The organism is Streptomyces halobius (assembly GCF_023277745.1).
In the GTDB taxonomy this organism is placed as follows: domain Bacteria; phylum Actinomycetota; class Actinomycetes; order Streptomycetales; family Streptomycetaceae; genus Streptomyces; species Streptomyces halobius.
Genome location: NZ_CP086322.1, coordinates 4,243,062 through 4,266,100, shown reverse-complemented (window position 1 = coordinate 4,266,100; position 23,039 = coordinate 4,243,062). Strand labels below are relative to the sequence as shown.

General features: G+C 67.5%; 20 protein-coding genes and 2 pseudogenes. 14 read left to right on the top strand and 8 right to left on the bottom strand.

Going from position 1 to position 23,039, the window contains the following annotated elements; all coding sequences use genetic code 11:
- The first annotated feature begins 1 nt into the window (after position 1).
- Genes K9S39_RS19360 through K9S39_RS19320 form a run of 9 tightly spaced genes read left to right on the top strand, consistent with a single transcriptional unit; the run spans position 2 to position 8,735 of the window.
- Positions 2-832, top strand: coding sequence for a hypothetical protein (locus K9S39_RS19360; protein WP_248864624.1), 831 nt, complete (start codon positions 2-4; stop codon positions 830-832).
- Positions 829-2,136, top strand: a complete 1,308-nt coding sequence (locus tag K9S39_RS19355) for a CpaF family protein (protein WP_248864623.1) — start codon at positions 829-831, stop codon at positions 2,134-2,136. Before K9S39_RS19360 ends, K9S39_RS19355 begins: the two co-directional genes overlap by 4 nt.
- Positions 2,137-2,161: 25 nt before the next feature.
- On the top strand, positions 2,162-3,133 hold the full coding sequence (locus tag K9S39_RS19350) for a type II secretion system F family protein (protein WP_248864622.1): 972 nt from the start codon (positions 2,162-2,164) through the stop codon (positions 3,131-3,133).
- Positions 3,134-3,135: 2 nt separating this feature from the next.
- Positions 3,136-4,047, top strand: coding sequence for a type II secretion system F family protein (locus tag K9S39_RS19345; protein ID WP_248868860.1), 912 nt, complete (start codon positions 3,136-3,138; stop codon positions 4,045-4,047).
- A gap of 36 nt (positions 4,048-4,083) precedes the next feature.
- Positions 4,084-4,329, top strand: coding sequence for a hypothetical protein (locus K9S39_RS19340; protein ID WP_248864621.1), 246 nt, complete (start codon positions 4,084-4,086; stop codon positions 4,327-4,329).
- Positions 4,330-4,340: 11 nt separating this feature from the next.
- Positions 4,341-4,796 carry a TadE family protein gene (locus K9S39_RS19335; protein WP_406707970.1) on the top strand — a complete coding sequence of 152 codons (456 nt, stop codon included), beginning with the start codon at positions 4,341-4,343 and terminating at the stop codon, positions 4,794-4,796.
- A 57-nt stretch (positions 4,797-4,853) separates the two neighbouring features.
- On the top strand, positions 4,854-5,252 hold the full coding sequence (locus K9S39_RS19330; protein ID WP_406707969.1) for a TadE/TadG family type IV pilus assembly protein: 399 nt from the start codon (positions 4,854-4,856) through the stop codon (positions 5,250-5,252).
- Positions 5,249-5,719 (top strand): TadE/TadG family type IV pilus assembly protein, encoded by a 471-nt coding sequence (locus K9S39_RS19325; protein ID WP_248864618.1) that lies wholly within the window; start codon positions 5,249-5,251, stop codon positions 5,717-5,719. The genes K9S39_RS19330 and K9S39_RS19325 overlap by 4 nt, the downstream gene beginning before the upstream one ends.
- Before the next feature lie 49 nt (positions 5,720-5,768).
- Complete coding sequence (locus K9S39_RS19320; protein WP_248864617.1) at positions 5,769-8,735, top strand: BTAD domain-containing putative transcriptional regulator; 2,967 nt, start codon at positions 5,769-5,771, stop codon at positions 8,733-8,735.
- 157 nt (positions 8,736-8,892) lie between these two features.
- Here the strand turns inward: K9S39_RS19320 and K9S39_RS42425 are convergent, their stop codons facing one another.
- Both K9S39_RS42425 and K9S39_RS19310 read right to left on the bottom strand, forming a co-directional pair.
- A complete protein-coding gene (locus K9S39_RS42425) occupies positions 8,893-9,345 on the bottom strand; it encodes an A24 family peptidase (RefSeq protein ID WP_319949564.1) in 453 nt (150 codons plus the stop codon).
- A 403-nt stretch (positions 9,346-9,748) separates the two neighbouring features.
- Positions 9,749-10,231 (bottom strand): annotated as a pseudogene (locus K9S39_RS19310) (transposase); the annotation flags it as partial.
- 471 nt (positions 10,232-10,702) lie between these two features.
- On the opposite strand from K9S39_RS19310, the gene K9S39_RS19305 reads away from it, so the two are divergent.
- Positions 10,703-12,700, top strand: coding sequence for a hypothetical protein (locus K9S39_RS19305; protein WP_248864615.1), 1,998 nt, complete (start codon positions 10,703-10,705; stop codon positions 12,698-12,700).
- 85 nt (positions 12,701-12,785) lie between these two features.
- A complete protein-coding gene (locus K9S39_RS19300) occupies positions 12,786-13,427 on the top strand; it encodes a DUF6461 domain-containing protein (RefSeq protein WP_248864614.1) in 642 nt (213 codons plus the stop codon).
- A 649-nt stretch (positions 13,428-14,076) separates the two neighbouring features.
- On the opposite strand, the gene K9S39_RS19295 is transcribed toward K9S39_RS19300, so the two are convergent.
- The 6 genes from K9S39_RS19295 to K9S39_RS19270 all read right to left on the bottom strand — a co-directional run bounded on the left by K9S39_RS19295 (position 14,077) and on the right by K9S39_RS19270 (position 20,276).
- Positions 14,077-14,391, bottom strand: a complete 315-nt coding sequence (locus tag K9S39_RS19295; protein ID WP_248864613.1) for a helix-turn-helix domain-containing protein — start codon at positions 14,389-14,391, stop codon at positions 14,077-14,079.
- Between the two features lie 127 nt (positions 14,392-14,518).
- Positions 14,519-16,828, bottom strand: coding sequence for a site-specific integrase (locus K9S39_RS19290; protein ID WP_248861906.1), 2,310 nt, complete (start codon positions 16,826-16,828; stop codon positions 14,519-14,521).
- A 104-nt stretch (positions 16,829-16,932) separates the two neighbouring features.
- On the bottom strand, positions 16,933-17,283 hold the full coding sequence (locus K9S39_RS19285) for a helix-turn-helix domain-containing protein (protein ID WP_248861905.1): 351 nt from the start codon (positions 17,281-17,283) through the stop codon (positions 16,933-16,935).
- 99 nt (positions 17,284-17,382) lie between these two features.
- The gene (locus tag K9S39_RS19280) at positions 17,383-18,153 is read right to left on the bottom strand and encodes a GNAT family N-acetyltransferase (RefSeq protein WP_248861904.1); all 771 of its coding nucleotides are present in this window, start codon (positions 18,151-18,153) and stop codon (positions 17,383-17,385) included.
- 15 nt (positions 18,154-18,168) lie between these two features.
- Positions 18,169-19,272, bottom strand: coding sequence for a tyrosine-type recombinase/integrase (locus K9S39_RS19275; RefSeq protein ID WP_248861903.1), 1,104 nt, complete (start codon positions 19,270-19,272; stop codon positions 18,169-18,171).
- 65 nt (positions 19,273-19,337) lie between these two features.
- Entirely contained in the window at positions 19,338-20,276 is a 939-nt protein-coding gene (locus K9S39_RS19270; RefSeq protein WP_248864612.1) for a tyrosine-type recombinase/integrase, read from the bottom strand.
- Between the two features lie 280 nt (positions 20,277-20,556).
- Between K9S39_RS19270 and K9S39_RS19265 the strand changes: the two are divergent.
- From K9S39_RS19265 to K9S39_RS19255, 3 genes and pseudogenes are all read left to right on the top strand, one after another.
- Positions 20,557-20,709 (top strand): annotated as a pseudogene (locus K9S39_RS19265) (ATP-binding protein); the annotation flags it as partial.
- 154 nt (positions 20,710-20,863) lie between these two features.
- Positions 20,864-21,763 (top strand): Vgb family protein, encoded by a 900-nt coding sequence (locus K9S39_RS19260; protein WP_248868859.1) that lies wholly within the window; start codon positions 20,864-20,866, stop codon positions 21,761-21,763.
- A 445-nt stretch (positions 21,764-22,208) separates the two neighbouring features.
- Positions 22,209-22,712, top strand: coding sequence for a hypothetical protein (locus K9S39_RS19255; protein ID WP_248864611.1), 504 nt, complete (start codon positions 22,209-22,211; stop codon positions 22,710-22,712).
- The last annotated feature ends 327 nt before the right edge of the window (positions 22,713-23,039 follow it).

The following is a 23,039-nucleotide window of genomic DNA, read 5'->3' as shown; positions in this document are numbered from 1 at the left end:
TATGGCGTTGATTGCCCTCGCGGCGGACAAGGGGTCCCCTGGGGTCACGACGGCGGCGGTCGCCCTGGCTGCGGTGTGGCCACGCCGCGCGCTCCTGGCGGAGGCCGATCCGGCCGGTGGAGATCTCGTCTATCGAAGTGTCGCTGCGCATGGCGGTCCGTTGGACCCGAACCTCGGGTTGTTGTCGCTGGCGGCAACAGCGCGGCGTGGGCTTGTCGCGGAGCAGGTGTGGGATCACGTCCAGCCGATGTCCGGCGGGCTCGACGTTCTCGTGGGGCTCGGTACGTCCGAGCAGGCTGCCGGTCTGTCGGGGCTCTGGGGCACCTTGGGGCGTGCGTTCGCCGGTCTCGGGGAGTCGCCCAGGGGCGCGGCGGACGTGATCGCCGACTGCGGCCGTATCGGGGCGGAGTCCCCCACACCTGAGCTGCTGGCGGACGCATCTGTGGTGTTGCTGGTGTCGAGTACGGAGCCGGAGCAGATCGCCCGGGTGCGGGATCGTGCGGCTGCGCTATCGGCGAAGCTGCACGGCGGGCACCATGGCGGGGCCCATCTGGGCATGCCGTTGATCGGGGTGCTGCTGATTGCCGAGCCCTCGGGGGCGGCGCGGATCGCGGGCCAGGTGAACAGCATGCTGCTGCAGGCGCAGGTGGGTGCTCAGGTCGTCGGCACGATTGCCCGCGATCCGGCGGGTGCCGCGCAGTTGGCGGGGCGTAAGGGGGGCAGGTTGGACAAGACGCTGCTCATCCGTTCGTCGCGCAAGGTCGTGCAGGACTTGTATCGGCAGTACGGCGCCGCTTGGCTGCGGGGGCCGGTTCCGGGGGCGGGCCGATGAGCGTCATCGATCACCAGCTGATCAAGCGGTTCCGGCAGGAGGCCGGCGACCGGATTGCCGAGCAGCGCCGTCTCGACCAGGCGTCGGGTCTCGCGCCGATGACGGGTGAGGATGAGCGGCAGTACGCGCGCTCCGTCATCGCCCAGATCCTTGAGGATCACGCGCGGGCTGAGATCAACCTGGGGCGTACTCCGCCGGATGCGGAGACCGAGGAGGCGTACGCGGCCGGTGTGCACGCGGCCCTGTTCGGTGTGGGGCGCCTTCAGCCGCTGCTGGATGACCCGGACGTCGAGAACATCGACATCAACGGCTGCGACCGCGTCTTTGTCGGTTACGCCGATGGGCGTGAGGTGGCCGCCGAGCCGGTGGCCGAGTCCGATGAGGAGCTCGTCGAGCTGATTCAGGTGCTCGGTGCGTACTCGGGTCTGTCCTCGCGGCCGTTTGATACGGCTAATCCGCAGCTGGATCTGCGTCTGCCGGACGGTTCGCGACTGTCGGCTGTGATGGACGTGACCCGTCGGCCCGCGCTGTCGATCCGGCGGGCTCGTATGGGCAAGGTGTTCGTCTCGGACATGGTCGGCAACGGGACGCTGACGCCGGAGATCGGCTCGTTCCTGTCGGCTGCGGTGCGGGCGCGGAAGAACGTCATGATCGCGGGTGCGACGAATGCCGGTAAGACGACGCTGCTGCGGGCGCTGGCGAATGAGATCCCGGCCGAGGAGCGGCTGATCACGGTCGAGCGTGCGCTGGAACTGGGTTTGGATCAGTTTCCGGAACTGCACCCGAATGTGGTGGCGTTCGAGGAGCGGCTGGCCAACTCCGAGGGGCAAGGCGCCATTTCCATGGCGGAGCTGGTGCGGCGCTCTCTGCGTATGAACCCGTCCCGGGTCATTGTCGGTGAGGTGCTCGGCGATGAGATCGTCACGATGCTCAACGCCATGTCGCAGGGCAACGACGGGTCTCTGTCGACGATCCATTCCAATGGCAGCGCCGAGGTGTTCAGCCGTATCGCGACGTATGCGCTCCAGGCGCAGGAGCGGCTGCCGATTGAGGCCACGCACATGCTGATCGCCGGGTCGATCAACTTCGTCGTCTTCATCGAGCGGCGCAACGCTTATGCCGCCGGTGGACGGCTCAGCCGCACGGTCACTTCCATCCGTGAGGTCAACGGTATGGACGGGCGAGTGCTGTCGAGTGAGGTGTTCGCCGAGGCGGGTGACGGGCGGATCGTGCCGCACGCGCCCCTTTCCTGCGTCGAGGAGCTGGCCGCTTACGGCTACCGCTCCAGCGGATCGTGGGGGTGAGCGGCGGATGACAGGTTTCGGTTCGATGGGCAGCCTTTTCTCGCTGCCGGTGCTGATCGCGCTCACTTGCGGGATTGGTGTCGGCGGGGGCCTGGCGCTGCTGGTCCTCGCCCTGCGGGGGTTGCCCGCCAAGCCCGCGCATGAACGAGCCAAGGCGAGCAAGCGGGCCCAGGACCTGGCCCGGTTCGCCAGCCGCCGCGGATCACTGGCTGTCGGTGTCGGATTGCTGACGCTGCTGCTGACCCGGTGGATTGTCCTCGCCCTCGCCGCCGCCGTGCTCGTCCTGGCATGGCATCGCTTCTTCGGCGGCGCGGCCGAGGAACGGGCCGCGATGCGGCGGGTGGAGGCGCTGGCCGCCTGGACGGAGTCCATGCGCGACACCATTGCCGGCGCGGTGGGCCTGGAACAGGCCATCCCGGCTTCGGCGCGCGCTGCCGCCCCGGCCCTGCGCCCACACCTGGATGCCCTCGTGGACCGTCTGCGCGCCCGTACTCCGCTGCCCGCCGCGCTGCAGCAGCTCGCCGACGAGATCGATGACGCATCCGCGGACATCATCATCGCGGCGCTCATTCTCAATTCCCGCCTGCGCGGCCCCGGGCTGCGCCAAGTCCTTGGTGCGCTGGCGAAATCCGCGCGTGAGGAAGTCGGGATGCGGCAGCGGGTCATGGCGCAGCGCGCCAGCACCCGGCGCAGCGTGCAGATCGTGGTGGGCGTCTCGCTGGCCTTCGTCTTCGGCCTGTCGATCTTCAACCGGAGTTTCGTCGAGCCGTACGGCACGCCGCTCGGGCAGCTCGTCCTGGCGGTGGTGTGCGGACTGTTCGCGCTGGGCTTTGTGTGGCTGCGGAAGCTGTCACGCGTCGAGACGCCGGACCGTTTCCTGGTCCGGGAAGAGCCACCCACCCACCTTGCCCGCCCACAATCGCCGCAGACCTCACTCGGACCTGACGGCTCTCAGTCGGACAGCATTCGGCCTGGGAAGGGGGCGGTCCAGCGATGACGATGATGGTGCTGATCGGCGCGGTCTTCGGACTAGGCGTCTACCTGCTCGTGCGTGCTCTACTGCCCTCCCGGCGCGGAGCCGTGGCGACGGTGGCCAGAGTCGATGCGCTGCGCTCCCGTGGTGCCGTACACGCTCCGATCCGTGCATCCGCGCCGGTGACGGGCCGACTGGCGCCACTGCGTGCTCGCGTGGGGGCCCGGGTCGCCGCCTTCTACCTGCAGCAAGGGTGGGAGCTGCGGTCGATGCGCGCGGACCTGGCGGTTCTCGACCGCGGCTGGGAGTCCTTTCTGGCCACGAAGGTCCTGCTGGCCTCGTGCGGACTCTTCTTCGGACCGCTCGTCTTCGCCGCCGTGTGGGCGGCGGGATGGGGCAGCAGCCCGGCCATCCCCATCTGGCTGGCCCTGGTGTTCGCCGCCATCTTCTTCGTACTGCCTGATCTGGAGATCCGGCGGGACGCGGCTGATCGGCGGCGGGACCTGCGCCGGGTGATCGGGGCGTATCTCGACCTGGTGGCCATGAACCTCGCCGGCGGTCGCGGGCTGCCCGAGGCGCTGATGGCGGCGGCCGAGGTGGGCGACGGATGGGCGCTGCGTCGGATCCGTAACTGCCTCGCCGATGCGCGGATCACCGGTACGAGCCAGTGGGAAGCACTGGGGCGGCTCGGCGAGGAACTCGGCGTGGAGGAACTGCGCGACCTCGCCGCGTCGTTGGGTCTTGTGGCGGACGACGGGGCAAAGGTCCGCGAGTCTCTGGCGTCAAGGGCGGAGACCATGCGGCAGCGCGAACTCTCGGAGATCGAGGGGGGAGCGGGCGAGAAGTCGCAGTCCATGCTCGTGGCCCAACTCCTGCTCTGCGCCGCGTTCTTGGTCTTCCTCGTTTTTCCAGCGGCGATCCGCGTATTCCAGATGTAACGATGGCAATCACCAATTTCAAGGGGGACTCTTGATATGAACAAGCTCGGCTTCAGTCATCCGGCCGTGGACTTCCTGGTCACCTTTTTGCAGGGGCGGCTGGAGCGCGCCCGCTCCGAAGACTCGGACCGCGGTGTATCCGCCGTCGAATGGGTGATCATCTCTGCGGTCGTCGTCGCGATCGTCGGCGCCGTCGCCTGGATCATCAACGATGCGCTCAAGAGCGGTGCGACGAAGGTCGGCAACTGCATCAAGGGCGCCTCGGCCAGCAAGACCTGCTGAGCCACCCCGCAATGAACCGAGTCCGTCAGGGGTTTCGACGCTTCGTACGCCGCAGAACGCAGGCGGCCACCACGCAGCGCGATGCGGGGATGTCCGCGATCGAGTTCGTGGTGCTAACCCCTGTCCTGTTCTTCATGATCTTCGCAACCGTGCAGTTCGCCCTGTACTTCTTCGCCGATCATGTGGCACAAGCGGCAGCCCAGGCCGGAGCGCGCGACGCCCGTGCCGAGGCGGACGACAATCCCGGCGGCTGGCGAGGCAAGGCAACGACCAAGGCCAACAGCTATATCGAGCAGCTGGGGCCGCAGCTGCTCATCGAGCCACACGTCAATCCGGTCCGGCCGGAACAGAACACGGTCGGAGTGGAGATCACAGCCCGCGTGCCGAACATCTTCCCCGGTCTCAACTTCACCGTCCATGCGCGGTCGCAGGGGCCGGTTGAGCGTTTCGTGCCGGATGGGGGCTGACCGGGCGTGCGCAGGCTCATACGACGTCTTGGCTCCGGCGCCGACGCTGATCAGGAGATGCCCTCCATGGATCAGGGCATTTCCTCCATCGAGGTGGTGATCCTCGCGCCGGTCATCATCCTGTTCATCCTGGTGCTGGTCGCGTTCGGGCAGCTCGTCGACGGCCGCGGTGCCGTGGACGGTGCGGCACGCGATGCCGCACGCGCCGGGTCGATCCAGCGGGACGCGCCGGTCGCCATGAGCGAAGCAAAGAAGGCGGCCACAGCCGACCTGACGGACGTGTGCTCGGGGCCGGTCACCGTCCGCAAGGCGAGCGCCGGTTTCAAGGCCGGCGGGCTCTTCACCGTCGAAGTCAGCTGCGAGATCCGGGGGCTGAGCATGCTCGGCCTGAACATTCCTACCAACCTCACCGGCCGCGCTACCTCGCCCCTCGATCCGTTCCGGAGGGCCCAATGAGCGCCCCCCGCCGGCACACCGTCCTGCGCGCTCTCACCTTCGGCCGGATCAGGCACTGGGACGACCGAGGCTCCGGCAGCGCGGCCGCGATCATCTTCGCCGTTCTGTTCATGTCCCTGGCCGCCTTCGTCATCGACGGCGGGCTGTCCATCTCCCAGCGCGAACGCGCCGCCGATATCGCCGAGCAGGCCGCCCGTTACGCCGCTCAGGACATCGACCAGGAAGCTCTGCGAAGCACCGGCGAAGCCCGCATCAACTACCAGAACTGTGGCAGCCGGGTGGCCGCCTATGCCCGCGAGGTCGGACTGTCCGGCCCCGACGCCGCCGCTTCCCACTGCCTGAGTGCCAACGCACAACAGGTAGAGGTCGATATCCAGCTCACCTATCGGCCCGTGTTGACCGGGCTCTTCTACGACGGAGCGATCACTGTGCACGGAACCTCCATTGCCGAGTCACGCACTGGCTGAGACCCACCCGCCGTCCACACCGATCCACGATCCACGGGAGCAGCAAGCCATGGCCCGACACACCCCCTACACGACCCCACAGCCCAGGCCGCTGCCCCGCCACACCCGCACCGCCGGCGACTTCGTCAAGGCCGCCCTCGCCGCCCTCGCACTTGTAGCTCTGCTGATCGCCGTACCCGGCGCGCTCGTCTACTTCGTTGGCTGGCCGCTCCCCGACTCCGTTCCGTCCCTGTCCACTCTCCAGCAGCCGATTACTCTGACGACGTTCATCGACGTTCTCACCGTCGTCGTCTGGGTCGCTTGGGCGCAGTTCGCCGCTTGCGTCCTCGTCGAGGTCAAAGCGGCAGTGTCCGGGGTCGGGCTGCCCACCCAGATCCCTGGAGCGGGCCCCAGCCAGCTCATGGCTCGGCAGCTCATTGCCGCTCTGCTGCTGCTCGGCGCATCCGCGGCAAGCCTGGCCCCGAACCTGTCCGGTCTCGGCCCGGGCAACGAGGCACCACAGCGCAACCTGACGACAGCGGCCGCACAGCAGACGCCGGGTGCGCACCAGCAGGCAGCCCCGCACGGGTCGGCACAGCACCAGCAGCATGCCGCGGCAGACAAGGCGGGTGCCACGAGCGGCCCGGACGCCGCGACGCCGCACAAGAGCGCGAAATCGACGAAGTTCTACCGCATCCAGCCACCCGAGGGGCGCCATCACGACTCCCTGTGGGAAATCGCCCAGCGCCACCTCGATGACGGCCGCCGCTACAAGGAGATCTACGAGCTCAACAAGGACCGGCTCCAGCCGGACGGCTCCCGGCTCTCCCTGGCCAGCCTGATCCGCCCCGGATGGATCGTGGAAATGCCCGCCGACGCACACGGCGGCGACCTCGTCGAGATGCCCGACCAGGCACCCAAGGTCGACCCCGACGTACACGAGCAGATCACCGCGTACGACAAGACCAGCACCACAAAGACCCCGGACCATGCCCACAACGATCAGAACAGTGAACAACGGGCACAACAAGGGAAACAAGCACACCGGGGCAATCAGCCGCCCGCCGAGCACGTCGCTCCGCCCGCGCCGTCACACCCTTCCCCCGCCGACCGTACGACCGCTCCGGCGCCCTCCACCTCCGTGCAAGACGCCCCGGCGGTCGGGCTGCCCGAGGTCCTGATCGCCGCCCCGCTGCTCGCCGCCGGGCTGCTCGCCGCGCTCGGCCGCCGGCGCCGCACCGCGCTGTGGGACGCAGCGGCGCGTGCCATCCACCCGGGTCGCCACGCTGCCCCGGTCCCGACCGGCCCGGCAGCCGACGCCCACGACGCCCTCCTGATCGGCGCTGATCCCAACGCCGTACGCGATCTCGATCTCGCCCTGCGCGGTCTGACCTGCGCCCTGACCGCGTCCGGGCGCACCCTGCCCACCATCTACGCCGCCTGGCTCACCGGCACGGAGCTCCATCTCCAGCTCGCCCACAACGCAGGTCAGCCGCCCGCCCCCTGGACGCTGGGCCAGGGCGAGTTGTTCTGGCGCCTGGAACGCGCAGCCGTGCCGCAGCTGCCGCAGGAGGACGGCACCGCCGCGCCGTACCCCGGCTTGGTGAGCCTCGGCACCCTGGATGGCGCGCGCCTGCTGCTCAACCTCGAAGCCGTTCCCGGCCTGGTATCGCTCTCGGGCGCCCCCATGGCCCGCACCGCGGTCCTCTCCTCAATCGCCGCCGAACTCGCGACCAATGGCTGGTCCGACCGCATGACCGTCACCCTCGTCGGCTTCGGCGACACGCTCCCTACCCTCGCGCCCACCCGGCTCCGTCACCTACCCGACGTGGCTGCGCTGCTCGAAACCATGGACGCTGAGACCGATCACCGCCGCCGCGCCCTCGCAGCCGCCGGCCACGATACCGTCCTCACCGGCCGCACGGGCCGAACCCAGCACGCCCAGTCGGCGCCGCACCTGGTCCTCCTCGGCGCAGAGCCCTCCCCGGAAGAGGCACAGCACCTTGCCGAGCTCGCCGCCGACTCCGGTCGGCTCGGCATCGGCTACCTTCTGGCCACGGCCCAAACAGACCTGCCGGGCGCCAACTGGCAGCTTGAGATCACCCCCGAGGGCCGCCTGGTCGCCCCGCTCCTCGGCTTGGACCTCGCCGCGCAGCTCCTCCCCGCCGCACAACACGACGCCGTCGTCGAACTCTTCGCGCAGGCCACGCCCACCGATGACGGCCCCGGCCCGGCGGCACCGCCCCTGGCTGTCGACCTCACCGGCCCCACCCCGCCCGCCGTCTACGCCCGCATCATCGGCCCGTACGAGATCACCGGCCTCGACACCCCCGAAGCCGAACGCAGCGCCCTCCTGCACGAAGCCCTGGCGCTCCTCCTCCTGCACCGCGAAGGCGTCCATCCCCGCGTCCTGGCCTCGGCCCTGTGGCCCCGCGGCGTCACCCAGGACGTCCACGACGCCCTCATCGGCCGCCTACGCACCTGGCTGGGCAACGACCCCGACGGCACCCCGCGCCTGACCATCGACGCCACGGGCCGCCTCACCCTCACGCCCTCCGTCGTATCCGACTGGGACGTCCTCCAGACCCTCCACCACCAAGCCACGGCCGGAGCCGGCGCCAACGACCCCGCCGTCCGCGAACGCTTCCTCACCGACGCCCTCGCTCTCGCTCGCGGCCCGCTCCTGGCCGACCGGCCCGAAGGCCGCTACACCTGGCTCACCAACGAGATCGTCGACGCCCAACTGCGCCTGCTCATCGTCGAAACCGCCCTCGCCCTCGCCACCCACCATCAAGAGCGCAACCACCCGAAAGCCGCCGCGACAGCCCTCGAATCCGCCCTCACCACGGCACCAACCGACGAACGCCTCTGGCACGAACTCCTCCGCGCCGTCCACACAACCGGCGACACCAAACACCTCGAAGCCGTCGCACGGCGCTTGCTCAGCCACCACACCCCAGTCCGCGGCCTCCCGCCCCAGACCCTGGCTCTTCTCGACGAACTACTGCCGACGTGGAGCACACGGATCGCCAACTGAGCGAACTGGCAGGCGGGAAAACAAATGGCCCGCGCTGGCACGGGGGGACCAGCGCGGACCACAAGCACTCTCTCAAACAGTTGACCGCTTCCGCAGCTGAACCAGCTATTCCAGCCATTTAACTGTCAACACCCCAGCAGCTACTGGGCACGACGACTCAGACCGTCCAAGCCCCGAAGAGAACCCCCGCCAAAGCCCCCAGCAACATAAACGGCCCGAAGGCCATTGCTGACCGACGCGTCGCACGCCGGGTAACCAACAGGCCCGTTGCGAACAGCGCACCACACGCGAAGGTCACCAGCGTGCCCAGGAAGAGAATGGGCCAGCCATACCAGCCCAACAGCGCACCCACAGTGAGCGCCAGCTTGACGTCCCCGAACCCCATACCGGATGGGTTGATGAGAAACATGGCGAAATACAAGGCCGCGAGCGCCAAACTGCCTTCCACCGAGGCAATCCAGTTCCCCTGGTGACCAGGCAGTAGCGCGGCCGCGCCCAAGAGGGCCACCGTGACACCAGCGATCGGCAGCGTGAGCATGTCCGGAAGCCGATGCACGACTGCATCAACCAGCCCAAGAAGGACCAAAAACGGTGCGAGCAGAATCCACACCGCCAGCTCCGGACGCGCCCCCGCCACCGCAGGCAGCAAAGCACAGGTCAACCCCGTAACAACAGGAGCGACAACCCGCCCACGGCCATATCCACAGCTGCGATCCCTTGCCCCTGCGACCTGTGCCGGCTGACCGCCTCCAGCGCAACGAGCAAAACCAACCCAGCCAGCCGCTGGGCCGGTTATCACGTGACCTTGCGGACACTGAGTCCGCCAGCTCTCCCCCGCCGCGACCGCCAGCCGGTAGGCCGGCCGTGATATGAACAAGCCGGCCCCCCCGCCAAAGGCGGCACCGAGGGAAATCAGCGCCAGATACACATCGGCACCCTAATCGACGCCAGTGCTGAGATGTCATCCACGTGTTCCGTGGACTGCTGGGCGCCTCAAACTGTAGGATCGATCAGTCGATGAACACGACCGGATAGACCGGGTCCAAAGGCCGGTTCTGCCAGTCGGACATGCCTTCCATCACCGCGTCCGTGATCGTGGAGATGGTCTGCTTGGACACCTCCGCCCCACAGACCTCGGCAAGATGGGCCGAGATCTCGCCGTGCGTGAGGCCCTTCGCGGACAACGACAGCACCATCTCGTCGACGCCGGTCAGCCGTCGCTGCCGCTTCTTGACGATCTGCGGCTCGAAGCTGCCCTCACGGTCCCGGGGAACCTCGATGCCGACCGGCCCGACGTCCGTCAGAACGGTCTTGGACCGCTTCCCGTTCCTCGAATCGCCGCCGTTCTTACCCGCCGGGTCGTGCTTGTCATAGCCGAGGTGATCGGTCATCTCGCCGTCGAGAGCGGACTCCAGGAGCCGCTTCGTCAGCTGCTGCAGCAGGCCGCCCTCGCCGGTCAGCTGCAGCCCGTCGGCCTGGGCCCGGGAGACGAGTTCCTAGATGGTCCGGTTCCGCATCCTGAGCCACCAGACGCAGCTCCGGCTCGGATCGTACGGACAGACGTCTTACGCACGCCGGGGAATCCGCGGATCCGTGACCGCCGACAGGGCAGACGCTCTTGCGCTCCGACAGCCGCCCACGACCAGCACGAGGACACGATGCCGGGAGTTGACCGGACTCGGGTTCAGCTGGGGCCATGCCCCCCGGCGGCATTGAAACGGCCGACGCCGCTTCGATGTTGAACCTCAACTTCCCTTCAAGACACTCAGATACCTTCACACGATCGTGACCCCGCAGTGCACAACCGTGTCCATCGTCACGTCCACCGCCGCCAGTTCATGGCGTGTGCCCCGGTTGATGACCTTGCCGCCCTAGGTCAGGCGCTCATAGAACGACAGTGCGACGAATCGCAACCGACAAGCCTCGCTCAGAAGGAACACGTGAGCGGGGCCAGAGGGGAACTTCTCTTGTCCGGAAGCTTAAGAAGAAGACGCATCCTGTCGAAACTCGCCCTCGGCGCCTGCTCGATCCTGCTCCTGGGATCCGGCGGCGTGGCCGCCGCAGCCGACAGCGGCGACGGCACTCCCGCGGGGGACTATGCACCGTCCTCCCGACCCGCGGCAGGTCCGGAGGCCCTTACCAGGGCCAACAACCACCGGCCCGTCTCAGGCAAGGACCTCGAAGCCGGCCCAACGTTCACCAAGGATTCGGCTGGCGTGTGGCAGGCCAATCGCACCACCGTCACGCTGCGCAACACCGTCACCGACGCCGACGATGACGCGGCGAACTTGACTTTCGAGGTCTACACGACGGATGCCGACGGCAACCCGAAGGACCAGGTCCACCTCACCGACCCTGATACGGGCCAACCCGCCGCCTATGGTGTGGTGGTGTCCGATTTCGTGACGTCCGGCGGAAGGGCGTCGGTGACCCTCAGGTACGGCGACCTGAAGACGAACACCACCTACGCCTTCCGCACCAGCGCCTACGACGGCGGCCTGTACGAGACCAGTTGGTCCTCATGGGCGAAGTTCCACACCCGTGGCCGGGCGGTGAGCATCACCCTGCCTGAGCCGAAAAAGGACGCTCCGGCGGTCAATCAGGACGACCACCAGGAGCCGAAGAAGATCGCCAAGCCGATCATGACCCCGGTCGACCCGACCGAACCACCCACCGGCCGAAGCGCCGAAGACGGCTGGAACTGCGGCAAGTTAAACAAGAAAACAGGGATCCAGCCGTGTTCGCGACTGATACCGGACACCAGCAAGAAAACCCGCGACGCCCTCACCAAGGAAGCGAACGCCAACCTTCCTCACCTGGTCGACTGGTGCGCGAACTACAACTCGGACATCAAGCGGTATGGGGCATGCATCGGGGGCTTCACGTACGAGTACGTGGGCATCGTCATCAAGGACGGAAAGCCCACCGGCGAGACCCTGAACGCCTCCTGGGCCGTCGGCCAGGAGGTGAAACTCGCGGGAAACTCTGCGACGTTCACACAGCAGCTCATCCTTGTACCGACGGCGATCGACCCGAAGTTCGGCTCGGTGACGCTCAACGTGGAGTTCGACTGCCTCCTGGGCGACAGGTGCTCGAACGGCCCGCAGTCATGGAACGGGGCGCTGGAGTGGTCGGGGGCGGATCCGTTCTCGCACACGGCGATCGGGGAAATCGACCACACCTGGAACGCGGTGCGCAACGCGGACACGCTGGACCTGTCCACGAAGATCACCGCCTACTCGCCGGTGGCGAACCCGGCCGCGACACGGTGGCAGGCCAATGACGCGCAGATCCGCTGCGACAAGATTTCCTCCACCACACCGGGCTGCACCTTCTACAAATACATCCCGACGTGGGTGATGAACTTCGACAAGACGCCGCCGGCCGTCGCGCACGCATGGCTGATCCAGGCCAAGCTGCCCAACCACCCCGGCAGCAAGGCAGCCAAAAGACCCCTGTTCTACCTGCCTGCCGCGTCGAAGAACGCGCCCGGCCGCGACCCGGACGACAACCGCAAGGTGATCTGCCCTGACGGATGGGCGGCCACCTACGGCAACCCAGACGCCACCACCGTTCCCGAGATCAGCCCGGGCGACAAGGCGTCGTGCGACGAGTTCGCCTACGCCTCTACCTACAACTCCGGCGGCATGCCCGCCGGCATAGGCGGCATGAACGAGGTCGACACCGGCAACGACTGCGTGCAGACCTACGCCACCCGGGTCAAGCAGGGCGAATGGCACCTGTACGACGACGTCCGTGAGGCTGCTCCGACATGGACGGAGGTGTGTGGCCGCTCGGCCATGTCGGGATGGATCAACTCCACCTCGATGGGGGGAGCGTTCAGCTCGGGCTTCGCGAACAAGTACCGGATGCTGGACAAGGACCCGTACTGGGTGAACTTCCCCCAGTTCGCGCACTGCGATGCGTCCAAGGCGACCGTGGCCTGCACGGTTCCCAAGCCGTGACAGGTTGCTGACCGCTGGTGGGGCACAGCACCAGGTTCTCGCTGTGCCCCACCAGCCCCACGTTGTACGGAAGGAGAAAACGGCAATGCCCGACAATCTTGCATGGATCGCCGATGCCTGGCAGAGCGCGAACCTGAACGCCACCGACCTGTACATCACCTGCGCCCGCGGCCTCAGCCCTCAGCAGCTGGCCGAACGCATGGCCGACCATGAGCCGGTCGAGGTCGGGCCTGCCCTCACCATCCAGGAAGCGTCCCGCATGGTCGACCTCACGCAGATCTACTGCGTCGGCCGCATCGGCCAAAGCGGCGACTGGTCGTTCATCGTGGAGTGCGGGGGCAGCGAAGGCTGGTCCCTCGACCCGGCAGTGTCCCGCGGCGCAGAGGTGCTGATCTTCGACCCACGGCCGGACGATCCGCCCTCCTTCTTCAGGTACCTCGCCGACGGTGAGCTGCAGCTGCACTTCGAGTTGGGCTTCGGCTACGACCCCGCCGGCGCCCAGCCCGACCTGCTGCGCCCGGCGCTGGAAGCGGCCGGAGTCATCCCGCCGGAAGACTGCATCGATGACCTGCTTGGCGAGGACGAGGAGCTGTCGCCTGTCGAAGCGAAGCGCCGGGTGTTGAAGGTCGCCGGTGAGCATTTCGGGCTGTCACTGCCGCGGCAGGTGATCGAGAGCGGGCGGCTTCCTGCCGTGGTCACCCGCACCTCACCTCCGTCCTCCTGGTGACCACGAGCGTGCTCAGAGATCCGATAGGTGCCCAAGGGCCGCAGCATCGGTCACGTCCACGGACGTGACCCAGACGGCACGGGGCCAGCAGCGTGGAACGGCGAAGCCAATGCCGTACCAAAGGGGCAGCGTGGGAGGTCTGCGAGCACGCCTTCGCGCACCTGAAGAACGGCGCATCCACACCAAGCTCCGCTTGGAAGTCCGTCACGCCACCACGCTGTTGCGTGCTCTGCTCGTCCTGACGAACCTCGCACTCGCGGCAGACCCTGGGCGGCTTCGTCGACGATCCCGGGTGCGAGCACGGCCCGCACCAGCCGGTCGTCTCACGCAGATAGCCCGGCTTACCGCAGCGCGGACACGGCTGCTGGGCCGCGAGCCGCCGGGCCTTGTTCCGGCAGTCCCGGCACAGCCTGCTCTCCGCGGACCGCACTGGATGCCCACACTGTTCACAGACGCGCGAGCAAAGGATGCACCGGCCGGTGTCCGGCTGCAGAACCCGGTCGCGGCCGCACGACGGGCACGTCGCCCTGGCCTCCAACTCCTTCAGCCGACGCCAGCACCGGCAGCAGTGCTGCCGGTCCCGATAGCTGACCGAGGCCCCGCAGGTGACGCAGTCGCGTTGCTTCTTGCCCATCACGGCCGCCGGGCGTCACAGAGGTGGCATTGACCGGCCCCGGCCGGAGGCGGCCTTGGGCAGGTCGGCGACAGGCCGAGGGGGTGCGATGGGCCGCTCGACAGGGGTGGTGTCGACCTCGATCAGGTCGTTGGGGGTGCACTCCAGCGCGGTACACAACGCGGCCAGCGTGGTCATCTTCACCTGCGATGGCTCCTTTGTGAACAGCGCGGACACCGACGCCGAGGACAGTTCCAGCCCGGCCTTCTCAGCCAGCAGCCGCCGCAGTTCGCTCCCGGTCCACACCTCACGCTGGGCAGCGGCCATCCGCAGGCGCCATCGGATCCTCATGCCGTGCTGTCCTTCCCGCTCAGCTCCGCCAGAGTGCCGGCGACGGCCTTTTGATAGGCATCCTCGATGAACGTCGCGGAGGGCCGTAATGGTGCACTCGGGTATTGGAACTCTCGGAATGCCTGCCTCACGAGCCGTTCCTCCGGCTGACCTCGGCTGCGTAGGCGCCCCAGTCTCCGGCGGCAGCCCGCTGCCACTTGACGGCGACGGTGATGTGGATGCCGAGGGTGCGGGCGAGGATCGCGGCGGGCAGCTCGGTGGCGAGCTGGAACAGGGCAGTCGAGCGGGTCTGGGCGAGACGGATGCCGAGCTTGCGGAGTCGTTCTCCCATCGCCCAGGCACTGATCGGACGGCCGGGCTGGCCGCCGGGGAAGAGCCAGGGCGAGGCTGTGCGGGGAAGAACGGCATGGCTGCGGCGAACTGCGACCTGCTGAAGGGCCAGGTCAGCGACAGGTTCGGGCAGGTCGATGGGAACGTCGCCGAGGCGGATGCGGACCGCTCCGCCTGTCTCCTCGATGTGGTCGACAGTCAGCCGGGAGATCGCCGAGGGCCACTGGGCATAGAGGAGCAACAGCAGCCCGGCCAGGCGGTCTTCGGTGCGGATGGAGTCGTCGTGCAGCAGACGACGGGCGGTGGCCCAGCGGGCCTCGTCGTCCATGGGCCGGGAGGGGCCGGTCCATTTCACGGCGGGGAAGCTGAGGTCGCTGGCGATCTTCCGTGCGAGGGCCCAGCGGACGAAGTGCCCAGCCTCCTGGCGAAGGCGGGCGTCATCGCTGGTCAACCACCGTTCGAGGTCAGCCTGGCGGCAGGTGGCGATGGTCAGGCCCTGCTCGGCGAGCCAGCCCAGGAGGATGACAGCTGCCCGGAGGTGCTGGCGGACGACGACGAGCTGTTCATGAGTGACGTCTTCGCCGCTGGTGCGGTGGCGAAGACGCCGCACCAGATGCCAGGTCGCGTATCGGTGGAGGATCTGGCGCCCTTCGGCGGTGGAGTGGGAGCTGATGAGATCGCTCACCACGCGTTCGAGTCGGATCATCTGCTCGTCTCGCGAGGGCAAGGCGCCGGCGGCCACGAGGACGCTGCGGATGTGTTCGACGACCTTGCCGTCCGGAAGCTCATCCAGGGCCTCGTGTGTCAGTGGTCGGCGGCCGGATCCCAGGTCGGACAGGACGGTGGAGACAATGCCGCCGGACAGCCAGTGGATCGCTGTTGCCGCCCGTTCGGTGCTGGCCAGGGCCTCGTGCAAGGCTCGTAGCTTCGGGGCGACGGCGCCAGACGGGCCGACGAGGAGTTCGTCGAGCCGATGCTTGAGGACACAACGGCGGCAAGGACCTGGGGCACGTAGTCGTTCTGCTTGACCGCAGACAGGACAGGGGCGCCAGAGTTCGGCGTCCGGTTTCGTGCACGGGCCGCAGACAGGTTCCTGAGGGGTGCCGGAGTGGACGCGGCGGAAGGAGCCGCAGCCGGTGCAGCGGGCTTCACGTTGATCGCAGGCGCCGCAACGGGGCCGATCGGTCAGGCGGGAAAGGGTGCAGGGGGCGGTGCGGCCGCAGATCGAGCAGACCAGCGTCGGCAGCGGGCGGCAGGTGGGGCAGATCGGCCCGTCGGGAGTCCGCGTGTTCACCAGGCGCCGCCGGCCACAGACGATGCAGGTTTCCAGGTTGGTCGGGTCTGTGATCAGGCAGTTCGGACACAGCGGTCGCCCCTGGTCGTCTCGCGTGGCCGGGTCACGGCGGGTGCCGCAGCGTGCGCATTCCTCGACGCGGGACTTGGCGATGCAGTTGCGGCAGACCCGCTGGCCGTCGAGGGGCTTGCTGATGCGTACGGCTCTGTGGCAGCGGGGACAGGCAGGCCGGACGATCCCGGCGACTCCGGCGTCGATGAGCCGGTCGATCAGCCGCAGGATCACGGGGAACGGCGCGAGGTGTCCGTTGCCGGTCAGCAGCGAGGGGTCGGCCTCCAGAGCCCAGGCGATCTTCTGCTGGTTGGCGGGCCGCAGTGCCGAGTGGCGGACCACGTCGGCGACCACGTCCGGGTCGGCATGCGGGTCCAGTCCGGCGATCACGCCGCGAATCACCGCAAGGGGGTCCCGTCCGTCGATGTCGCGACACCTCACGCAGCGTGGTCTCCCGGCCCGGTCTCGTGTGGAGACGCGTCGGGTCTTTCCGCAACCGGTGCAGGGTTCGAACGTAGTGGGCCCGCAGACTCCGCAGTACCAGTCCTGGCCGCGGCGTTGGAGCGTGCGCAGGTGTTTGCCGCACTCGGCGCAGACCGGTGGCGAGGTCGCCTGGGCCCCGGCCTTGCGTAGGGCGATAAGCAGGTCGCCGACGGCCCGGGGGGCCGGGGACCGGCCGTCGTTCAAGACCGCTGGGCGGCGGGCCAGCGCGGCGGCGAGCATGCGGGACTTGGCCCGTCCGCCGGCGACTGCGGTGACCACAGCCCGGATCGTCTCGGGGCCAAGTTCCTTCTCAACTCGCGTGATCAGGTCAGTGGCCAGGCTGATTGGGTCGGTGACAGCGCGGCTGTCATGGTCCGGGGCAGTCACGGGTGGTCAACACCCCTGATCCTGGCTCGCTTTGGGCGCAGGCCGCCGAGCCCCTCTGCGGGTGTCTCGCTGCCGCCCGCGGCGGCCTTCTTCGGCTTCCTCACTGTGCCAGCCGCGGCGATCGGCTCGATGAGGTCGTCCATCGTGCAATCCAGGATGTCGAGCAGGGCCATGAGGATCTTCAGGCTCAGCCGTTCGGGCCGCTCGACCACGAGCCGGTAGACCTGGCTTGACGACAGCGAGATGCCGCGTTCCTTCAGCGGCGGGATGAGGTCGGTGGTGGAGAACATCCCGCGGTCCGCCATCACCTTGCGTAGGTGCCAGCGGTAGTCGAGCTTGGCGACCATGATCGAGTTCCTCCCTCTCGTCGGCCCGCGAGTCCCGGGCCCGGTCCTCCGAGCCGACTTCCGCCGGGGCCGCGTCTTCCGGACGGCGCACCAAGGCGCTCAGTTGTCCGGCTCGAAGATGTACGGCCGGGTGAAGGTGACCACCTCGAAGCCGCGCTTGCGCAGGATTGGTTCGGAGGTGGGCAGCGCATCGGTGACCAGCAGCCTGCAGCCGCGTTCCCTGGCCTGCCGCAGCCGGGAGCCGACCACTGCAGTGAAGAAGCCCTGTCGACGGTGGGTCGTCTTGGTCCGGGCGCCCGCCAGCTCGGCGAACGGGCTGCCAGCCTGGAAGTAGACCCGTCCGCAGGAGACCGGCTCGCCCTGGGCACAGGCGATGTGCACGCTCATCGCGTCAGGCTGCTCTTCGAGCAGCGGAGCCAGCTGCCGATGCTCCTCGTCCGCGTTACGCCGACCGATCTGGCGGGAGATCTCGGCGTAGTCGTCGAGCTCGGCGCCATCGGTCACCTGCCGCACCTCGTAGCCCGAGGTGTCGAAGAGGGCCGATGATGCCTCGGCGACCGGGAGCATCAGCACCTGCTCCTCCTCGTCGGGCTCGAAGCCCGCTGCTTCGAGCGCGGCAGCCAGGCCCTGCTGCCTGTCGTGGCCGTAGACTTTCCACTCCAGGGTGTAGCCGCCGGACCGGGCGAGCTCCCGCTCTCCGCGGACCAGTTCCACGACCTCGCCGTCCGCCAGGTCGGCGAAGACGATCCGGCACTCCGAGCCATCCGCCGAGTACTCGCGCACCAGGTCGGCGTGGCCGGCGACGACACCGCTCACGCGCCGCAGCGTGTCGAGTTCCGCTAGAACCTCGGTTTTGACTGCTTCGTTCATGTCGGTCCTTCCTCGTCAGACGCCGGCGAACGCCGGGGCCAGGGCCTTGCTCAGGGCAGTGTTCACGAAGTCGTCGCTGACGTGCGTGTAGATGGCCGTGGAGCTGTCACACTCGTGGCCGACTTGCTGCTGGATGAAGCGCCGGTCGACCCCGTCCTCGGTCAGATGCGTGACGTAAGAATGTCTGATTGAGTGCGGAACTAGATCTTTTGGGAGTTTTAGGGCATCCCTGTATGCCTCGAAGCGGTCGTTGATGGAACCGGGCTGGAGGCGTCCCCCGCGTTCGGTGATCCAGAGAGCCGGATGATCGGGGAACCCGAATCGCGGCCGGACGTTCTCGACGTAGTCGGCGACCGCGTCGACGGCCCAGTCCATCACCGACAGCACGTTCCGGCGCCGTGGCGGCTGGCCCTTCTTCGCTTTGCCGTAGCGGACGTTGAGCGTGCCGTACCGGCCGAACTGCGGAGCCTTCGGGTTTCGCCCGAAGTCGACCACATCCAGCTTGGACGTCTCGGTCCGCCGAAGTCCCCAGCCGTAGATGACCTTGAAGAGGGTGGCGTCGCGGTAGGCAGCGAGGGCTCCCTTGCGCTTGGACTTCACGGCACGATCGACCTGGTCGTCGGCGTAGTCGAGGAAACGCTGCAGCTCTTCGCGGGTGAACGGCCTCGCCTCCGGGTCACCCTCATAGTCCTGCAGGTGCGGGAGGGTGTTCCACTCATGAGCGATCGCCACCGGCCCGGTGCCGAAGGCTTCCTCGCAAGCTGGCCCCCATCCGTAGCGGGCATCGATGAGAAACTCGGTGAACAGGCGAACATCGCCCTGGTAGCTGCGGATCGTGGACGGCGCCAGATGCTTCTCACCAGTCAACGAGGCCGACCACTCATCCATGTGACCCGGTGTCCACTGCCACGGGTACTCATTCGTGAACTCGAAGAACCGGCGGACCAGCCGTTCCCGGTCGTCAACCGTCTCGTCCTGCAGCCCCCGCGACTTCTGCTGAGCCCGCCAACCCCGCAGCATCGCGTCGAACATCGCGTCCTCAGGACGCAACTGGACGACCCCGGAAACGAGCTCCAGATGAGCTGCCCCAGCCAGGGCCACCTTGCGCTGATGCACCACTCCAGACCCTCCCTTCTGGAGGGCAGATCATGCATCAGATGGGATGGTGTGGGCAACTTCCCTGATCAGGCTGTTAGTTGGTAGTAGCGTTGGAGTCCCTCAACCTCTTGCCGTGAACTGGCGACCTGCGGTTTCTCGCCCGTTAGATGCAATTCCCGAGGCTTGACATAACGCATGGTCGAACTGACTGTCCAGTGACCGAGCATCTGCTGGATCGCGACGAGATCGACGCCGCGTTCGTAGTTGTGGGTTGCGCACGCTCGTCGGAGGGCATGCGGGCTGAACCACTCGGCAGCGGGGCGACCTTCGAGTTCCATCAGACGCCGCAGCCGGTTGCGGATGGTCCCGCGATGCAGGGAGCCGCCGGACTCGTCGGCGAACAGCACCGGCGAATCGGGGAACTTGGGCCGCACGTCCTCCAGGAACCATCGCAGCACCAGGTCGAGCCCGTCGAGCATGGGAACCCACCGCGGCCGCGGCCCGGAAGTATGGGCTCCCTTGCCGAAGCGGACATGGAGCTTGCAGAACGGTCCACGGACAAAGTGCAGGTCCGGCTTCTCCAGCAGCGACGCCTCCTCCGAGCGGAGCCCGGCGTGATACAGCGTCCGGAACATCGCATAGTCCCGCGCGGCGGGTCCGTACTTTCGCGCGGTCGCGATCCGCTGCTTCATGAAGTCGAAGAACTCAGCCACCCGCTCCGGCGTCGGAGGCGGCAGCAGGGCCGGCGAGTCATCTCCGACATGACGGGAGGCGTTGAACTCGTCGACCGGGCACACCAGTCGGACGCCGAAAGCGGCCTCGATCTCGGCTGCCTTGCGGGCCTGCAGGAACCGGTGGAACCCCTTGAAGATCTGCACATACTCGCGCCGGGTCGACGTCTTGCGTCCTTGCACGGCCAGGTCGCCCACCACGCGGTCGATGTCCTCCGGCGTCACCTCCCACGCAGGCCGCCCCAGAACCTTGAGCGTCCGCTCCAACTGCCCGATGTCGTTGTCGATGGTCACCGGGCTGAATCCACGGGCTCGCCACGAGGCGACGAACGCATCGACGCACGCGGACTGGAACTGCCACGGGTCCGTGACCAGCGGCTGCTGCGGGACGCCCCCACCCGCGATGACCTGCAGTCTCGCCTCGGCCACCAGCACACCTTCCTCGCACCTGAACGGTCAAGCCAGCACCTTCAAAATCCGGGCGCCACCACGAGAATCAACGAGGACCGCAGGAAGGCGATACGGGCAGGTGGCAGCAGCAACCCTCCTGAGGGAACAAGTGCCAGCCCCAGATGGGTGGACGAAAACCTTCACCGACCCGCGGCTTTGCGCGGCTATCGTGGACCGGCTCACGTTCGGTGGCAACATCATCGAGACCGGCACCGACTCCTACCGGCTCGCCAGCACCAGGGCACGAGCAGCTGAGCAAGGCGCCGCCACGAGCTGACCTGTCATGGTCCTTCCTCGGCCAGGTGCCGCATTCGTCGGCCCCAGGTCGGACTGACCGCTGCAGCCGCGGAAATATCCAGGAGCATGGGGGTCACTGTCCGGCTAGCATCCGCAGGCGCACTTCTACCGTCCGCCATCCAAGGAACCCGCCCATGCCGCATCGTCCGACCGTTTCCATCATGGAGCTCTCCGTTTCCGACAGTGAGGCCGGACCCTACGGAATCACTGCCGGACCAGACGGCGCAGTGTGGTTCACCATGGTCCATCACGGACGGATTGGCCGGGTCACACCAGACGGCGACAACACCTCCTACCAGCTCGAACCGGCTTCCAGTGGACCGTCGATCATCACAGCAGGGCCCGATGACGCACTGTGGTTCACCGAGTTCCGCAGCCATCGCATCGGCCGCATCACCACAGCCGGAGACATCGCCTCGTTCCCACTGCCGACTTCGGATGCCGGGCCATTCGGGATCGCGGCGGGCCCCGATGACGCCCTGTGGTTCACCGAAGCCAGCGCCGACCGCATCGGCCGCATCACGACCGACGGTCACGTCACCGAGTTTCCCCTCCCGATCTCGGGAGCCTTCCCCTCAGCCATCGCCCCCGGCCCGGACGACCGGCTCTGGTTCACTATGAATCAGGCGAACGCGATTGGTGCTATCGCAAGCGACGGTGTCGTCACCGTCCATTCGTTGCCAACGCCTGCCAGCGCCCCGGTCGGCATCACAGCCGGCGCCGATGGTGCCCTGTGGTTCGTCGAAATCGGAAGCGGTCAGATCGGACGGATCGCGCCGGACGGAAAGATCGATGAGTTCGCCCTTCCCGACCCCGGGTCACGCCCGCACGCCATCGCCGCCGGCACCGACGGGAACTGCTGGTTCACCGAGTGGGGAGCCAATCGCATCGGACGGATCACTCCTGACGGCCGTATCGACGAACACGATCTCCCCAGCCCGTCCTCAGAACCCCACGGCATCGCTCAAGGCCCGGACGGCGCAATGTGGACCGCTCTTGAGATCGGGACGATCGCACGCCTCACCACACACTGAGACGGCATATCGCGGGAGCGACGACAATCTCAAGCACTCCTCGGCACGGCCCTCGCGCGTCGACAGCGTTGCTAGTTCTCATCGACATTTCCGAGCCCTGTGATCGCCGAGTGCTGCCCAAAACCGTCGACAAACGTTGCCGGCTCGCACCTGCAAAACCAACCAGCACGAGAACACGACCGACAGCCCACACCAGCCCCATGACCAGCAAGTTCAAGTTGGTGGAACTTCAATGGGGAAGCGTTGATACCGTCGCTTCCTGAAGGACACATTGCTCACAGAGGGGGAGCCACGCGTGGCCCGTCGCATCCTGCCCACTGCCATCGCGCCGATCACCTCGCGCGCAAGGCCCGGCCGCGCCCCTCAGGGAGAGCGAAACCGATGGCTTGGCCGGTTTCGCATACGCCCGCGCGGTGGTTTGGTCCGGAACACAGGCCGTGCGGCATTGACGCTGACTCTGATAGGCACGATTGGCGGCTGCTCGATCGGCCAAGGTTCCAAGGAAGACACCGGCCTGACCCCGGAGCAGGCGATCGCGGCGCTGCGTGCTGACCCGGTTGCCGCACTCAAAGCAACCATGCCTGGTGTGGAGATCGATGAGGACCCCGGCTCCGACGCCAACTGCGGCGGTCCCGACTTCGTGGACAGCAGGGACGCCAGCAAGATCTACTCCGCTGTGTCCTACGAGGCCGTAGGAGACACTTCGGAACACCGCTCCCCCTCCGAGCTGGCCAACAAGGCCGTCGACTACCTGACGGACAAGGGCTGGAAGGTCAAACGGAGGAGCCATGAGGGCAAAGAGCGGTCAGCCACGCTTTCCAAGCATGGAGTTGCTGGCACGGCTGAACTCCTGGCGTGGCCCTCCAGGCTCCGGTCCGGCAAGGATGTTCCGATCCTCAGAGCCAATTTGGTTACCGACTGCCTCCGTAATCCGGACTGGAAGGGGTGAGTCGCAGGAAGCGGAGAGCCGCACGCTTGGCTGGCGGCGCTACTTGTCACGCTTCTGACGTCTGCTGGCTTCCGCATCCAGCGTGTCGGCCATGGCCTTCAACTTCCCCTTACGGACGCCTAGCTCACCCCGGGTCTTGTCCGCATGTGGCCCTTGCCATCGCCCGTCGGGGGAAGTTCCGTTGCCTCCTGCGATTCTGATCACGCTATCGAGCAGAGTGCGTACGTCTGTGGCCAGGGCCCGCAGGCGCTCAGCTTCGTCAGTCAAGACAAACCCCCTATTTCTTCGAGTAATTGGGCCAAGGTTGCCCATGACCCCCTCAAGGAC

Coding starts and splice junctions, on each gene's coding strand:
- K9S39_RS19360 (WP_248864624.1), top strand. CDS start 2: ATGGCGTTGATTGCCCTCGCGGCGGACAAGGGGTCCCCTGGGGTCACG.
- K9S39_RS19355 (WP_248864623.1), top strand. CDS start 829: ATGAGCGTCATCGATCACCAGCTGATCAAGCGGTTCCGGCAGGAGGCC.
- K9S39_RS19350 (WP_248864622.1), top strand. CDS start 2,162: ATGGGCAGCCTTTTCTCGCTGCCGGTGCTGATCGCGCTCACTTGCGGG.
- K9S39_RS19345 (WP_248868860.1), top strand. CDS start 3,136: ATGATGGTGCTGATCGGCGCGGTCTTCGGACTAGGCGTCTACCTGCTC.
- K9S39_RS19340 (WP_248864621.1), top strand. CDS start 4,084: ATGAACAAGCTCGGCTTCAGTCATCCGGCCGTGGACTTCCTGGTCACC.
- K9S39_RS19335 (WP_406707970.1), top strand. CDS start 4,341: ATGAACCGAGTCCGTCAGGGGTTTCGACGCTTCGTACGCCGCAGAACG.
- K9S39_RS19330 (WP_406707969.1), top strand. CDS start 4,854: ATGCCCTCCATGGATCAGGGCATTTCCTCCATCGAGGTGGTGATCCTC.
- K9S39_RS19325 (WP_248864618.1), top strand. CDS start 5,249: ATGAGCGCCCCCCGCCGGCACACCGTCCTGCGCGCTCTCACCTTCGGC.
- K9S39_RS19320 (WP_248864617.1), top strand. CDS start 5,769: ATGGCCCGACACACCCCCTACACGACCCCACAGCCCAGGCCGCTGCCC.
- K9S39_RS19300 (WP_248864614.1), top strand. CDS start 12,786: ATGCCCGACAATCTTGCATGGATCGCCGATGCCTGGCAGAGCGCGAAC.
- K9S39_RS19295 (WP_248864613.1), bottom strand. CDS start 14,391: ATGAGGATCCGATGGCGCCTGCGGATGGCCGCTGCCCAGCGTGAGGTG.
- K9S39_RS19285 (WP_248861905.1), bottom strand. CDS start 17,283: ATGGTCGCCAAGCTCGACTACCGCTGGCACCTACGCAAGGTGATGGCG.
- K9S39_RS19280 (WP_248861904.1), bottom strand. CDS start 18,153: ATGAACGAAGCAGTCAAAACCGAGGTTCTAGCGGAACTCGACACGCTG.
- K9S39_RS19260 (WP_248868859.1), top strand. CDS start 20,864: ATGCCGCATCGTCCGACCGTTTCCATCATGGAGCTCTCCGTTTCCGAC.